We start from the raw sequence: 14,824 nt of genomic DNA on the forward strand, positions 1-14,824 counted from the left end.
TTTGTCCAGCTGCAGGGCCGGGCTACGTGGACCATCTGACATTTGTAAACCTATCAACGCAAGCACGCCTTATTCCAAGGGACCGGTCCGCCCGGCACATTGTCTTGCACTTTTAAAGAGATCCGTATGGTGTCTAGACAGGGATATTCGATAAGCTGTCCGCGACCGGTGGACCCTTCCTGGAAAACAACAAAGACCGCCCCATGGTGGTGGGAGTTCAGATCCGGACACAATACGTTATATTGTTCTGAAACTGGCGGGGCATGTTCCAAATACCTTCGCGGATTGTTTCATAAAGATGCCCCTATTATCGCGGCCGGAGGCCGTGCGATGCCTGTCGGTCTAGCCGGGCGGGATGTTCAAGAGAAAAGCCGCCAATGGCGGCTGAGGTCAGCAAAGGCCGGTTTACGGCGGGGAGCGCCCCAACCCGCTATACGCTCAACTTAAACGCAAAGAACGGGATCTGTCCGTGACGTGGATCAACGCTCACGGATCACCTTTTGCAAAAGACATCACGTCTCGCCTACTTTGGCGCGGGCGGGTTGACAATACCCGTTGCCATCTGAATGCGCCGGCGTTCCAGGCGTTTTCACCGGCATGGCGTCCTTTCAATCTGTTGCGATCGGCTGCTTATCCGGTGGCGCCGTGATCCGGTTTTAAGGAGCGTTTCTTGAAGGCTACCGTTCGTCTTCATGTCTTGCAGGCTATCGCGCAGCCTGCGAACGATCGCCGGTTCGCTGCCATTTGATATGGCTGCGGCAACATCAAATTCGGCCACATTTTCGCCTATACGAAACCTCGCCGGGTCCATCTCCTCCATACGCATAGCATTCACGGTGAGAGACCGTGCGGAGATGATCGCGTCAACGCGGCAGGCCTCCAGCATGCCCACGAGCAGGGCCGTGCTGTCAGAGCGACGGTGGTATTAATCCTACCGTCGCTCCAACGGAATTAACGATAAAATGGCTGAGGAGGCTTGCTAACCGGACCGGCATATTAACCTCTCGCACCGCCACCGGATTTCCTGCTGGCAGGTAGGCCGGACTTGTGCGCCGCATATTCCGGACCGTCGCGCAACCTTACCTTCCCTGACTTATTCACCAGCACAGAATGATCGAATGACTGTGCGTTTGACCGGTTCGCCGAGGTTTTTCCGCGACCGCGCTCAGGTCAGGCTCTTTGGACCCGCCCAAATCCTTCACGGGGCAGGATCAGGGACCGGAATGTGCGATAGAGATCCTGATCGATCTTCCTGTCCATCTTGTTCATCACGGCAATGGCCTGCCGCGGGGACAGTGTTTCCTTGTAGGCACGTTCTTCGGTCAAGGCAGAATAGAGATCGCAGATCGTCACAAGGCGCACCTTCAAACTGTTCCTGTCCGCGGACAAGCCGAAGGGATATCCGGAGCCATCCAGGAGCTCGTGGTGAAAGAAGACAATTTCCTTTGTCTCGTTGTCCACTTCCGTTCGATGCTTGATGATCTGGTAGCCGAATTCCGCGTGTTTGCGCACCAGGTCTCTTTCCGCCTCGTTCAAGACGTCCGGTTTGTCGAGCACGGCCAAGGGAATCCGCGATTTGCCAATGTCGTGAAGGAGACCGCCAGCGGTGACTTGAAGGCACTCGGACCGCGTCCAGCCGAGCTCGTTTGCAAACCAGCCCGCGAGCCCGGCCACTTCCAGAGAATGGCCAAAGGTGGGACTGTGATGTGTCTTGACCGCCTTTAGCCAGGCGTGGACGCCATCGCTCTCCAACACATTCAATAGGTCGCGCGCTGCTTCCTTGCTGCGGTCCACCGGAATGGGGCTGTCCGTGATGCTGGCAAGGTGCATGTCCTCCAGGACGGCACTGGTTTTTTCATATGCTGCTGCCAAGGGGCGGGAAAACCCGTCCGGCAACGCGTAAAGCGGCCGCGGTGCGCCTAGATCCCGCACGCGTTTCACAAGCGTTCCCACCGGATCATCGGCAAAGTGGATGTACGCAAACCCGAGGGCCTCAGCCTGCTGGATTTCTGTCCGATGCCCCCTGGTCACGATGGCAATTCTCGGGAACGCCTCAAGGGCTGCGCGGCGGGCCCGCAGCCGGTGCAAATCGCCGTCGCCTGCCTTGCACAGGTCCACTATGATCACATCAGCGGTATTGAGCCGAACCGGCGAGATGTCTTCAAAGCTCAGAATATCTGATGAAAAAAACAAGGCCAGCGCGTCGCACACGGTTTCCTGATCAAGTTCTTTACTGCGGATGATCGCCGTTCTCATTTTTCCAGCTTTCTGCGCACTAACTTGCTTTGAGTTCGGCCGTATTGAACCCGAGGACGGTTAACTTGAGGTATCATGACCGGTCCTGTTTCCAGGCTTTCGGCAAACAAGCCCGTCAAGCGCTCCAAAGTTGCCAACGCCCTCCCCATCATTCAAGCACTCTGGGTATCCTGGGCAACCTTGAGCGACTATAGACATGCGGGCCATTGGCCCCTCAGGATAACTGCGCGCAGAGGATCACGACACGCTACTTTGGGCCCTTCGCGGCGCGCGCTTGGCGCGCCATTAAGAGCGGATGGTTCGTTCGCGGTGCAAGGTCCTGAGAGCATTGGAAACCTCCGCTCTTGCCCAGGTTCCGGTCCTAGACCCGATTTCACTCCCTCAAGCAAGGGGCTTAGGAAAGACAGCCGCTGCCGCGGCAATTACTTCCTTTTCGCTATCATCGACTCTTGCTGGAGAGCAGGCGGAAGTGCCGATGCCGTTTCCTGGGCAAGCGCCAGCGGTGCGGGTCCAACAGCAAATCCGGCGAGGGCTGCGAGCAGGATGAGATGATATCTCACGGCAAGAGATTTAAAGAGGCGTGTTGTCATGGGAATTTCTCTTGTGTTCTAGCGCGCTGCAGGCCGGGTTTTCCAAGGTTGAACGTCTGTTGCCAAACGGTGCTTTGTTGGCGTCGAGGTGACAGGTGCCAGTTTGCAGCCAAAAAAACCGGGGTTCTGATCTTGCCGCCTGTGCGACCGGGGAAGGGTGGTTTCATGAACTGATCGCCAGTGAAAACTCTAGTTCGGGCTTTGCGCTTTCGGCAGGGAGACCGGCCAAATCGGTTTTTGACGCTTCGACCGTTGCCTATCTGCTTGTGTTGCCAAATCCGCCATTTGCTTGAACGTCGCCCGTTCGAGCTTGCTGGCGGCCAGGACGTAATCGGAATGAATCCTGGAGGTGCCATCCACCAAGGCCAGCTCGCTGACCGTGGGAGCCACTGATATGCGTCCCGTGATCACGACCGGGTCAAATCGTGCTCTGGGCACAAACCCGTCCCGCATTTCCACCCGCAGGATTTGATCCTTGGGCGGTGCCGGAACATGAATACAGGCGCCGACGTAGGGCACGAGCAGGAACAAGTCGACCGGTCCGCCGTCATCTGACAACGGCAACGCGTATCCCAAGATGCGAATTTCTTTGCCAGAAACCGAGGCTGCCAGGCGCTCGGCTTCCGCTGAACGCGCAGATTGCGCGGACAGTGTTTGCCTGACAAGCCTCTCGACCGGCACCCCGAGCTTTTCCAACTTCGACCTGAGATATGCAGCCACTTTCAGCTTATCCGACGACAGGATTTCGTCTCCGGCAAGCCCTTTTTCATGAATTGCATACAGTCTCAGGAAGTCCCGTTTTTGGCGAGAAGAGAGGCTGTTCATATGCCCGAGGTTTACATCCGGGCGTTTGAGGTCGCTCCAGGCTACATCTTGTGGTTCGGCTGCCGCGGGGAGTGCAATAAGCCAGGACACGGCAATCAGCGCGGGATAAAGTCTGCGTCTCATGATCCTCCTCTTCAGGCAACGGTTTGCAGTTGCCCCTCCTGCATACCGGTTTCATACGGCCAGCCGCTCGACCACCCAAAAGGTTGCCACCATGCCTATCCCATAGGCCAGGCCGGTGGTTGTGCGGGGCCACTGGAGAGCCCTGGGGCCAGAACCGGCCGAGCTGAAAATCAAGGAAAAGAGCGCACTCGCCAGAAGGATTGCGGACATGAACAGGATCTGGCCGAGCTCTACGCCGAGATTGAAGGCGAGAAGTGCCAGGAACAGGCCGTGCTCGGGCAGCCCCAGTTCCGCTAGAACACCGGCGAAGCCAAACCCGTGCAACAGGCCAAAGCCCGCTGCGACACGCCAAGGATAGCGGCTTGAAAACCCGGCCCTGCCTTGAACTCTGTGAACAACCTCCACGGCCAGCATGACAATGCTCAAGGCAATCAGCGGCTCAACCAAAGCGCCCGGCGCGCGCACCAGGCCCAGGGTCGCAAGCGCCGGCGTTATGCTGTGTCCAACGGTGAACCCGGTCACCGCCTGCAAGAGCGGCCAACCGACGGGAACGAGCATCATCAGCAACAAGACAAAAAACAGGTGGTCGATTCCGATCAGGATGTGCTCCACGCCAAGTGACAGGTACCCCAAGGACGGCGGTCTTTCCGGCTGCACACGGGTGGCAATTGGAACACGGTGCCCGTCAAGAGACCGTGGCCGTACCAGAGCTGCTGCGGCCGCCTCGCCATCACCGTTGAACAGGATCGTATTTCTCGCCTTCCAGGGAAATACAAGCTCGCCATTCACCGGCAGGCCAGCTGGACATGACAGTTGGAACCTTACCAGCAGATCTCCAGCGGGACCGTTGCTGACCGATCTGTGCGACAGGAGGCAGCCGACTGGGACCGACGGGAAAAGGAGGTCCTCTTCTGAAGAAACCTGCGCTTCGACCAGCACCACTTCCGCGTTTGCCCGTTCCAGCTTCACCTTGGCCAAATCCAGGCTGTGCGCATCCGCTCCTGACTGGTCCAAGGCCAGGAGCAAAAAGGTCAGAAGCGCGCGTGCTGCACCGCGAAGCGTCACTTTTTGCTCTCCAAGACCGAAGCGATCTGCTTTGCATGGTCAGCGGAGTTTTGGTCTTCTATGACGATGTCATAGGCCACGCTGATCCGGTCGAGCTGCTTCCGCCGCAACTCCTTCTCCTGCCATGCAATCCAATCGGCGCGCAGGCGCTCTGCAGCGACGGGCCCGGGAAGAGGTTCGGACTGGTGGAATGCCTCTATTCGAACAAGATGCCAGCCCCGGCCGGAGCGCACGGGCCCAAACCATGTTCCCGGCTGATGCTGTGCAAGCGTGCCCACAAAGTCTTGCCCAAGAACGTAAAGCAATTGCGAAACGGAATAGCGATCCATCTTGCGCCCCAGCCAGAACTTGTCCCCGACATCCTCGGGCATGTCTGCGGATGCAGGCGTTTGCGCCAAGAGTGCCTCGGCCGGTTCCGGCCCCGCCTTGAAGAAGATGTGCTCGAAACTCACTGTCTCCGGCGCCATGTAGCGATCCGGGTGCCGTTTTTGAAAAGCGGCCAGGTCTTCAGCCGTCGGCTCAGGGACCTTCTCGGACAAAACAAAAAGCATCTTGTTTCGAAGTTGTGACCGGACCTTGCCGTCAATCAGATGAAGGCCCTTGGATACGGCTTCCCGCACAAGAATTTCTTCATCAATCAATGCTCGCAAAAGGTCCGCCTCTTCGTGTCCGCTCAGACCACGTCCCAGTACAGCTTCGCGTTCAGATACAATCATGCGCTGGGTCTCTGCGGACACCACGATCTGAACAGATGGCTTCCGATCGTCCTGTTCAGAAAAGGCAACAGCAAACACCACTGCAAGCGCCGCGAAGATGATCAGGGGATCCATCTTCATGAGCAACGGATCAAGCCAACCGCGGGTCTTTGTTTCTGCCGTGCCACCTGGCTGCGGACCGGCAGCGCCGTCGTGGTTATCTGCCATCGTCAACAATATCCGGATGCAAGTAATTGTCAGGCAGACCCTTTTTGGCCATCGCAAGGCCGTTGAGGCATTGACGCAAGATCGCCTTGGAATTCAGGAGCGTGTTAAAGCTCGGATCGCGCTCCGGGCGAAGTTCAACAATTTCCATCCCCACAAGATTGAGTTCGTGGCACAGCCTGCGCACCAGGTTCATGGTCTCCCTCATATAGAGCCCCCCCCGGTTCAGGTGTGGATGTTCCGGGGATGAACGCCGGGTCAACCACATCGATGTCAAAGGACAGGAACGTTGGCTTGCCGTTTTCTTTCGCTTGACGAATCACGTCATCGACCACCGCCTGCCAGCCGCGGCTGTCGATCTCGGCCATCGTGTGATAGCGCAGCCCTGAAGACCGGTTCCATGCAATGCCGTTCATGTCTGTAGAATTGGGACCCCGCAGCCCGATCTGGACAATATCCTCCCCATCGACAAATCCACCTTCCACAAGCTGACGAACCGGGTTGCCGTGGGTGTTGAAGACACCGAACCCCACCGGAGCCTGGTCGGCATGCGCGTCAAAGTGTACGATCTGCAGATTGCCCTTCCCGTATACATCGGTCAGGCCAACGGCATCTGGGTACATTAGGACATGTCCCCCTCCGATGATGATTGGAATTGTGCGTTTGCCGTTTTCCAATTCGACGCCTGCGACTTCAGCTACCATCTTTCGAACTTCGGGGATGGAGGCTTCCATGCTGAGCGGGTGAATGGAAGCGTCGCCATAATCAACAATTGTCAATTCGGCCAGGGCGGCAAGGCCGGAATCGAGTTCCGGCATCACGAACGCGCCCCAGTTGTGATAGACTTCCGAGTGTACCGGCGACCGCATGCCGGTGGGGCCATATCCTTGAACCCGCATGCCGTTGTATAATTCGGCGCCAAAAATCGCGACCTCGACCTCTCCCGCCTTGAGATCTTCCTGTGTCAGCGCAAGTGGCAGGTGAAAAAAGGTTGGTATTCCACTCCAGGGAAAGCCGCCGACATGTCTTTGAACGTTGATTGGCCCCGGTTCCCGACCCTCACCAATGTCGTCGCGGATCTTTTTCCATACATCATATGTCGGATCGTCACGGTTCAGCCTGATGAGCGGCGCAACCCCCTCATCGATGCGATCAATTTCTTCAGGTGTGTCCGCGGCTCCCAGATTTTGAGCCTGTGCTGAGGCCTGCGGAAAGGCTGCCAATATGGCGGCGAAAAGTATGTGCTTCATCATGAGCGTCTTGCCTGTATCGCTTAGTAGAATTGTATGAGACCTGCAATTGCACGGTCGATGATTCCGGCCAGAAGCTGATCAGCATCGTCAGCACAGGCATCCGCGAGTGCATCTGCGAATTCCAGCCAAATCTCTTCTTCTTCCTGCTCGGTGAGTTGCTTGGACGGTATGTCGATCTGCCGGTTTATCAGGGAAACAGCAGCCATCTTTTCAACCACTTGCATGATGGCGGTTTCGTCGTTTCCGTGAAGATCTACGACACCCTTGCAGCTCAAATGCATCACCTGCTGCCCTTCAAGAAGATAGTCTTCAACAGACTTGTCTGCGGCCCAGGCCGCTTGCCCCAGGAAGATGCTCAAGACGCCGGCCACGAGCGGAGTGACAGTTGCGTTTGTTCTTGGTGACGCCGCCGATAATCGCGCCGGTTATCGCCCCTGTTGCCGTCCCGTTGCGCCCACCAACGATTGCCCCCACCCCGGCACCGATCACCGCACCCTTCAGGGCGCCGGCATGGACTTCTGCGGTCATCGCCAAACCAGAGATGACGGCTGCAACCAAAAGGCATGTCAGAGGTTTCACCATTCGCTCAGATCCTCTTTGAACGTGATTTCAAAGGGTGCCGCGCAGCCGCAGACCAGCAACCGCCTCAACGGACTTGGTCGAATTGACCGGATTGAAGACGAGTTGGACGTTGGGCGTGACTTCCAGAAACGGCCTGATCTGCGCCTTGTAGAAGAGCTCGGTTCCGGTTTCCGGCGCTTGGCCATCGTTTGCGGGATTTCCCCACCAGACACCAAAGCCGAACCGGTCGTGTTCATAGCCAAACGGTTTCTTGAGCTGAAACCCGGCTGCAAGTTGCTGATCGAAGGCCCGGAAGGTCTCATTGGCGACGTTGAACTTGAAAAAGGCACCGACTCGGTCACCGATATCCTGATCAAAGCTGAACCCGATCGTGGAAACTGCTGGCCGCATATCCGCTGCCTCATCGAAGGAATAGGTGATACGGTATTCCCCGTATCCGAGGTCGGGAATGGTTGGCGTCACAGCAAATTCTGCAACAAAGGCGAGATCGCCCCGGTTCAGGGCATCGGCGCTCAGTCCGGTTTCCGTGTCCGTAGCGCGCACCAGGCCCGACAGGTACCATGTCTTTGATTTCCATTGACCGAAGACCCCAAGTCCAAGCAGCGCAGTGTAGGGAGCGACCGTGTTGTTGCCGAGCATTTGCAAGATTTCGTTGGTGTTTCCGGGCCCGCCGTTGCATCCGCAAAGCGGAGAAAGGATTCCAAGATCCGCCTGGAATTCTGTCCCTGTGACATGGCCGACGCTCTGTGCAAACTGTCCCCAGACGCTGAGCGCATGTGTGCCTAAGCGTGGACTCGACACAGCTTCCCACCTGGCAATCAGGTTCAGTTCGTTGTCATTGATCCGGGCACCGTCGCCGAATGAATTGATGACCCGGTTTTCAACGAGATAAGTGAGGCCCATGGCTTCTGCGAGTTGCTTCTTCCACCTGACATAATTTTCAAAGACCGGGTCCAGGGGACCAAAACTGATGTGGCCCTCCTTGACCGCCTCATCTTCGAAAAGCGGTGCGATTTCGCCGTAGTCAAAGCCCGGAGGCTGTGTGTCCGCGTCCACCGGCTGGCTCCCAGACATGGATAGGACCACGCAAACCAATGATGTGATGCACCACAATGAACGCATTCTGACCGCCCTTTGCAAACCGGGCATACGATCGATCAATTTCAAATGTGTTGGAAGTTGCTAACCTTTTCCGTAACGTTACACATGACGTTGCATAACCTGGAATGAAGCGCGGGAGGCACCTGAATTGAAACACGCTCTGGCAAGTCATGTGGCCTGGTTGTGCGCGCATTCAGACTTTCGGGCATCCGGGCGGCTCAAAACTCTGTTGAGATTTTTGACGCAGCGCGCCTTGAGCGGGAAGCCTTCAAAGATCACCCAACATGACATTGCTGTTTCGGTCATGGGGCTGCCACAGGACTTCGACCCCTCGATCAACGCTCATGTGCGTATCGAAATGAAGCGGCTGCGTGACGCGCTCGATCTTTTTTACGCAGAGCGCAGGTCCCCCGACGGCTTGCGGGTTGACATCAAGCGGGGACAATATGTGCCCGAGCTTCGTCCGGCGGAGAAGGGGACGCCCCGTCGACATGAACCGTGTTTCGATGCCGCTTGTCTGGCAAACATTGGCGTGTGCCTCTTTGGTGCGAATGATCGCCAGTCAGCAACCCTGAATGCGTTGGTGCAGTCCCAGTTGCTTGTCCAACTGTCCGCCTATCCATTCTACGAATCCTCCGGGATTGTTTTTTCAGAACAGGGCGGATTGGAAGAGCGGAGGGGCAGCAAACTGCCCGGTGATTGCACCTACGTCATTTTCGGCAAGACCTTTCATCTCGAAGACGGGTTTCAGTGTTTTTTCTCGCTGCTGGATTGCCATCAGAGGCGTGTTGTCGCGCGTTATTCAAAATTCCACCCATCAGAAGAGGGACCCTTCAGCCGACTCAGTACCGTGATCGCCGCGCATATTGGCGCAACACTGTGCGATCCGATCGCAGGGGCATTGCCTCACATGCTTGCGCACCGGTTCCCGGGCAGCAGCTTTGCCGCACTCATGTGCGCGTTCAATGTTATGGGCACACAAAATGGCCGTTTGGTTGAAAAGGCGATTTTCAACCTAAAGGCAGCATCGATGCACACCAGCTGCGCAACGTCCAAAGCGTTGCTTGCGGACATGATGCATGTCTCGAGCAATTTTGCGATTGCCAAGTGTCGCTACTCCGACCAACAGGTTCTCGACCAGGCGGAAGACGCTCTTTTGGCCGGTCCGAACAATCCGGTCGCGCGGCTCGCAAAATCCTACGCTCTTTTGAAGGCGGAGCGGGCGCATGAAGCGGCAAGTCACGTCGCTTTGCTAAGGGCGGATGGGTTGCCTGAGTTCTTTCAGCATGACGTCCGGTTGCTGACGTGCCTTACAGCAGAGCGGGGTGCATTGGAGGATGGTGATCATGTCAAGGTGTCCTCGTCCAGGCATGTATTTGAGGAATGCGGCCTTTTAAGTTCGTTGTTCCGGACTGGCAGGTACCTGGATCTCATCAATGCAACGGCCCAATCTGCCAATCAGAACATTTTCTGGATTTCGCTTTTTGGAGCTGCAGCTCATGCGCTCGCCGGAGAGCAGACAAAGGCAAGAGACTATGCCGGACGATTGACCCGGCAAGTACCGCAGGCAGAGCAATGCCTGCACAGCCTCGTTGGCGGCTTCTTTCTCGGCGCGGATCGCGATACTCTTACCGAGGGCCTTGTGAAGGCAGGCCTTAAGCTGGAGCACGTCCCGGCTTGAGTGTTGCAGCAAGACTGGCTGGCGCATCAGAGGCTGGGATATACCAAAACGCTCAAGAACCGGTGTGTTGAACCTTTCTTGATTGTAGTAGAAGCCTCTTTTTTGGCGTATGCTCACGGGGCGGCGATGCCACCGGATGCCCGGGAAGACGGGCTCCGGGAGGCGCGGTGTCCACGGCCGGCGAAAAGGCGGGCGAAAAAACCTTTTTTGAGCGGGATGTCTTCTGACCGCTGCCACCCGGTGCAGCGCCCCCAGCTTTTTCAATCCTTGCGAAAGTACGATCTCATTTTTGATTTCGCAGCTGCGGTATCTTTTTCTTTAGGTTTCAAAGTGACGCTACGTCCGTTTGGTGGTTTTATAAGGTGCATTTGAATGGCCCGTCTGCTTGTCAATCAACCCATTGCCCTGCGCATTGCGCTTTTGTGTCTGGTGCCGATGCTGGCCTTGATCGTGATCAGCGCGTACAAGATCTACGACGAGTATCAAAGATCGAGCGAAGCAAAATTCGTGCTGTCCGTTCTGGACGCAACACCCTTTATTTCCAATCTGGTGCATGAGCTTCAAAAGGAGCGGGGCACCTCGGCCGGGTTCATCGGCTCCAAGGGCGCGGTCTTTGGCGATGCAATTCATGACCGGCGCGCCGACACCGACGCCAAACTGGCCGACTTCAGAGCCCGTGTTCCAGAGCCCGCAGGGCGGCTCGCAATTCCCGCTTATGCAGATTTCCACCAAGCCGCTTTTGCCGCTTTGGACCAACTCACCGCCATGCGGGCGAAGGTCGACGCTTTCGACATCACAGTGCCGCAGATGGCCGGATATTACACGCCCCTGATTTCCGATCTTCTCGACATGGTGGAAAGCGTCAACAAGGTCGTGGATGACGGGCGCACCATGCGGCCCGCGCTTGCCTTTACCGCCCTGCTGCAGGGCAAGGAACGGGCCGGGATCGAGCGGGCCATGGGGGCGGCCGGTTTCGGAAGCGGGACCTTCAATGAAACCGTTTACCGCCGGTTTGTCCGGCTCGGTGCCATGCAGGACACCTTCTTCAACAGTTTCAAAAGGTATGCGCCCGTTGAGATCGCTGCCCTGTTCGACCAGGCTCTCTCAGGGGCCGTTCAGGATGATGTTCTTGCGCTTCGGAAACTGGCCTATGCCGCGCCGTTTGGCGGCGACATTTCCTCGGTCACGGGGCCTCAATGGTTTGGTGCCAGCACAGCGCGCATCGATGCGATGAAGACCGTTGAAGATGCTGCGATGGACAGCTTGCGGGCGCATGCAAGGACCGTTGCGACCACGGCGGAAACCACGTTCTGGCTTTTGAGCGTGATCCTGATTGCCCTATGCGGGGGCGCGGTTGTGGTGTCCGTCTTCGTCTACCGGAGCATCGTGCCGCCCATTACGCGGCTGGTGGAGACCATGCGCCGCCTGTCCAACAACGATGTCTCCGTCGAGGTTTCGAACAGTGACCAGACGGACGAAATCGGGGCCATGGCAACGTCTGTCAAGGTCTTCAAGGACAATGCCATTGAACGGCTGCGGCTTGAACAACAGGCGCGGGAGGAACGGGACCGGGAGCGTCAGCGCCAGTCGTATATCGAGACCCTCGTTGCCGAATTCAGACGTGTCGTGTCTGCCGCACTGGATGCCGCCAATAGCAAGACAACCGACATGCGGGAAGCCTCTCAACTTCTGGCACAGATCGCAGGCAATGCGGCAAACGAAGCGGGGTCTGCTCAAAGCGCGACGGGAGATGCGTCGTCAAACGTCCAGATCATGGCTGCTGCAACGGAACAGCTGACCGCCTCGATCCAGGCCATCGCCGCACAGACGACCGAGGCCAACACGCTGATGAGCGAGACCGAGGCCAAAGCGGTTGCCACAAATGAAGATGTTGCCAAGCTGTCGGAGGCGGCCAATCAGATCGGATCGGTCGTCAATATCATCCGGGACATTGCCGAGCAGACCAACCTCCTCGCCTTGAACGCCACCATCGAGGCCGCGCGCGCCGGCGAGGCCGGGCGCGGCTTTGCCGTGGTGGCCTCCGAGGTCAAGGAGCTGGCCGGGCAAACGGCCAAAGCCACGGAAGAGATCGGGACGCAGGTGCAGGGGATCCAGGGATCGACCCAGGAGGCTGTGCAGTCCATCCAGGCCATCACAGAGGCGATTTCCGAGGTGAAGAGCCTTGCGGGTCAAATTGCAGGATCGGTGGATGAACAACTGGCAGCCACGCAGGAAATCACGACTGCTGTCGGCCAAGCCTCGTCCGGCACCTCCACAGCCTCGGGCAATGTGGCGTCTGTTGCCGAGTCCATTCACCAAACGTCCGGATTTGCAGCCCAGGTCGAAACCACATCAGCCGGGCTTGCAGAGGCCACAACGACGCTGGCCAGCGAAGTGGAGAGCTTCCTGAAAGATGTTTCACATGATGTTGAAGAACGGCGGAAGGCGGCGCGCAAGCAGATGCATCAGCTTCTTGTCATCACCGGCAAGGGCCAGCGGGTTGCCAGTGAAATGCAGGATGCGAGCCTGACCGGCGCCTTGATCCAGAGACCGGACGGTATCGAGATCAATGATGAGATTACCGTTCAGATGACCAACGGGCTGATGCTGAAAGCCCGGGTCGTGCGCTTCGAGGGCGACAACATGGGGGTTCAGTTCGCAGAACCGCTGAGCCGCCTCGACGCGCTGTTTGAAATTGCGGCCTGACGCTGCTGCCGCTGATATCGCTTTGGCCTGGATGCGGACTTCAAAGGTCCCTGCCGTCTGGACGTGGCGCAAAAGCTGATCCCGGGCTTGGAGGTTGCTCTTGATCAGAAGTGGTGGGGCCAAAAAAAGATCTGCCGGCATTTTTGCAGGCAGATCTCAAAAAGTTACTGTGCAAGAGGCCCAACCGTGGCCTCCGCCACTTTCGTTAATTTAAGACCCGGATTTTATCAAGCTGACAAGTTTGACAGGGCTGGGTGGGCCAAGCCGGCGGCACTGGCTGCAGACAAAAAAATCCCGGCACTGGAGGTGGGCAGGGTGCCGGGATGAGTTTCGATTGACCGCCACCACACTAGCCCGCAAACCGTTGACGCAAGGTTACGTTCAGTGGCTTTTGGGGTGACGTTTTTTAAATCCGTTCCGCAGGCGGCAGATCTCAATCCTGGTGTTCGGGGCCTGGTGTTCGGGGCCTGGTGTTCGGGGCCTGGTGCTCGGGGCCGACACAACCAGGCTGCCCGCCGGGAGTGGCAGGGAACCGGTTCTGTCTGTCTCAGGCAGGCTGGCGCGGCTCGAAGGACCGCGAGACGACCGCCCGGAGCGCAGCATTCCTGCACCCAGCGACCTACAAAGCTCAGGACCGTCCGGGATATTGCTTGTGCAGCTCAAGCAGGCCCAGTGTGCAAAGCGTGAAACCTGCGAGTGAAAAAACAGACAATTCGGTCGTTTCAGACGGAAAGGCCTGATCGATCAGCCAGAACAAAGTCACCAACAATACAAGTGCGGTGAGGCTTGCAAAGGCGATAAACCAATTGCGCCCCAAGGACAGTTGAAAACACGCCATGGCAATGATCATCAGAGCGGATTGATAAGAGACCGCGCCATGCAAACCAAGTGCATCCAATCCCTCAACCGTGGCCAAATTGCCAATGACGGTCGGCCAGGCCGGCACATTGATTTCCAACAGCCTTTGCACTGCAAACGCGAAAAACATCGCCGGTGCATAGGTGCGCCCGAGCGGGCTCAAGCCGTTTTCGTAAAAGAGGATGAAATAGGCGCCAAACAAAATCGATGCGGCGGTGAGCGGGTGGGTATAGGGACCTGAAACGGTGCCGGAAACGTGATCCACCAGGCTGGCAAAGGGGCCAAAGATCCCGAAGGCCATGCAGAGAAACGCAAAGGCGATCTGGGGCGACACCCCGGTTCTGAATATGGTCATGCTACGTAGTATTCCGTAACTCTGATCACGCGTAAATCATGAAAATACTCGCTACGTATTTGAACGTAGATTGCAGTATTTCGCCGGCAGGTGCGTGTCTGCCGAGCACGTTCTTTGGCTCTGCGCGTTCGGTTTTCAGTCCGGACAAGATTGGGCGGGCCAATGGCCGCCACACAGGGCGCTGCCGCGCCAGGCGGGGCGTCGGGTGCTTCAGAAGCCAGGGCGTTTTGGCGCTGGGGTGCTTTGGACGTTCCACGATGGGGCTCATGCCCACTCGATGGACACTGCCGTCGTCCGAGAGCGGACGCCTTGTCAGCTGTCGTCTTCGTGAACGATCTCTGTTTTGAACCGCGGGCGCCGGATATGGAAATCACCGAGACTGAAGTCACCGACAATATCACTTACAAACAAGGCTGAATGCTCCAACGACAGCTGTACGACGATGACAGTGTCGCCTTCTGCGAGGGTCGGAAAATCAAACTGGGCTAAATCATCATCTTCCAGAAGCG

General features: G+C 57.3%; 13 protein-coding genes. 2 read left to right on the top strand and 11 right to left on the bottom strand.

Features of this window, described 5'->3' with window-relative positions; all coding sequences use genetic code 11:
• Positions 1-1,170: 1,170 nt before the first annotated feature.
• The 9 genes from RBB44_RS24960 to RBB44_RS24995 form a co-directional block, all read right to left on the bottom strand.
• On the bottom strand, positions 1,171-2,256 hold the full coding sequence (locus RBB44_RS24960) for an HD-GYP domain-containing protein (RefSeq protein WP_306150527.1): 1,086 nt from the start codon (positions 2,254-2,256) through the stop codon (positions 1,171-1,173).
• 779 nt (positions 2,257-3,035) lie between these two features.
• On the bottom strand, positions 3,036-3,794 hold the full coding sequence (locus RBB44_RS24965) for a DUF3299 domain-containing protein (protein WP_306150528.1): 759 nt from the start codon (positions 3,792-3,794) through the stop codon (positions 3,036-3,038).
• Between the two features lie 51 nt (positions 3,795-3,845).
• Positions 3,846-4,859 (bottom strand): HupE/UreJ family protein, encoded by a 1,014-nt coding sequence (locus RBB44_RS24970; RefSeq protein WP_306150529.1) that lies wholly within the window; start codon positions 4,857-4,859, stop codon positions 3,846-3,848.
• A complete protein-coding gene (locus RBB44_RS24975) occupies positions 4,856-5,782 on the bottom strand; it encodes a peptidylprolyl isomerase (protein ID WP_306150530.1) in 927 nt (308 codons plus the stop codon). The genes RBB44_RS24970 and RBB44_RS24975 overlap by 4 nt, the downstream gene beginning before the upstream one ends.
• Complete coding sequence (locus RBB44_RS25585) at positions 5,772-5,987, bottom strand: arginase family protein (RefSeq protein ID WP_371932355.1); 216 nt, start codon at positions 5,985-5,987, stop codon at positions 5,772-5,774. Before RBB44_RS25585 ends, RBB44_RS24975 begins: the two co-directional genes overlap by 11 nt.
• Entirely contained in the window at positions 5,917-7,032 is a 1,116-nt protein-coding gene (locus RBB44_RS24980; RefSeq protein ID WP_306150531.1) for an arginase family protein, read from the bottom strand. Before RBB44_RS24980 ends, RBB44_RS25585 begins: the two co-directional genes overlap by 71 nt.
• Before the next feature lie 20 nt (positions 7,033-7,052).
• Positions 7,053-7,391 carry a hypothetical protein gene (locus RBB44_RS24985; protein ID WP_306150532.1) on the bottom strand — a complete coding sequence of 113 codons (339 nt, stop codon included), beginning with the start codon at positions 7,389-7,391 and terminating at the stop codon, positions 7,053-7,055.
• Positions 7,342-7,614, bottom strand: coding sequence for a YMGG-like glycine zipper-containing protein (locus RBB44_RS24990; protein WP_306150533.1), 273 nt, complete (start codon positions 7,612-7,614; stop codon positions 7,342-7,344). The genes RBB44_RS24985 and RBB44_RS24990 overlap by 50 nt, the downstream gene beginning before the upstream one ends.
• 27 nt (positions 7,615-7,641) lie before the next feature.
• Complete coding sequence (locus RBB44_RS24995) at positions 7,642-8,688, bottom strand: carbohydrate porin (RefSeq protein WP_306150534.1); 1,047 nt, start codon at positions 8,686-8,688, stop codon at positions 7,642-7,644.
• Between the two features lie 280 nt (positions 8,689-8,968).
• Here RBB44_RS24995 and RBB44_RS25000 point away from each other — a divergent pair, with 280 nt between their 5' ends.
• Together RBB44_RS25000 and RBB44_RS25005 are read left to right on the top strand one after the other, a co-directional pair.
• Complete coding sequence (locus tag RBB44_RS25000; RefSeq protein WP_306150535.1) at positions 8,969-10,396, top strand: hypothetical protein; 1,428 nt, start codon at positions 8,969-8,971, stop codon at positions 10,394-10,396.
• A 372-nt stretch (positions 10,397-10,768) separates the two neighbouring features.
• Entirely contained in the window at positions 10,769-13,102 is a 2,334-nt protein-coding gene (locus RBB44_RS25005) for a methyl-accepting chemotaxis protein (protein ID WP_306150536.1), read from the top strand.
• 628 nt (positions 13,103-13,730) lie between these two features.
• Here RBB44_RS25005 and RBB44_RS25010 read toward each other — a convergent pair.
• The gene (locus tag RBB44_RS25010; RefSeq protein WP_306150537.1) at positions 13,731-14,315 is read right to left on the bottom strand and encodes a hypothetical protein; all 585 of its coding nucleotides are present in this window, start codon (positions 14,313-14,315) and stop codon (positions 13,731-13,733) included.
• 312 nt (positions 14,316-14,627) lie between these two features.
• A partial coding sequence (locus RBB44_RS25015) for a hypothetical protein (RefSeq protein ID WP_306150538.1) occupies positions 14,628-14,824 on the bottom strand: 197 nt, incomplete at its 5' end.

Origin of the sequence: Roseibium sp. MMSF_3247, from assembly GCF_030733765.1 — a bacterium.
Taxonomy (GTDB): domain Bacteria; phylum Pseudomonadota; class Alphaproteobacteria; order Rhizobiales; family Stappiaceae; genus Roseibium.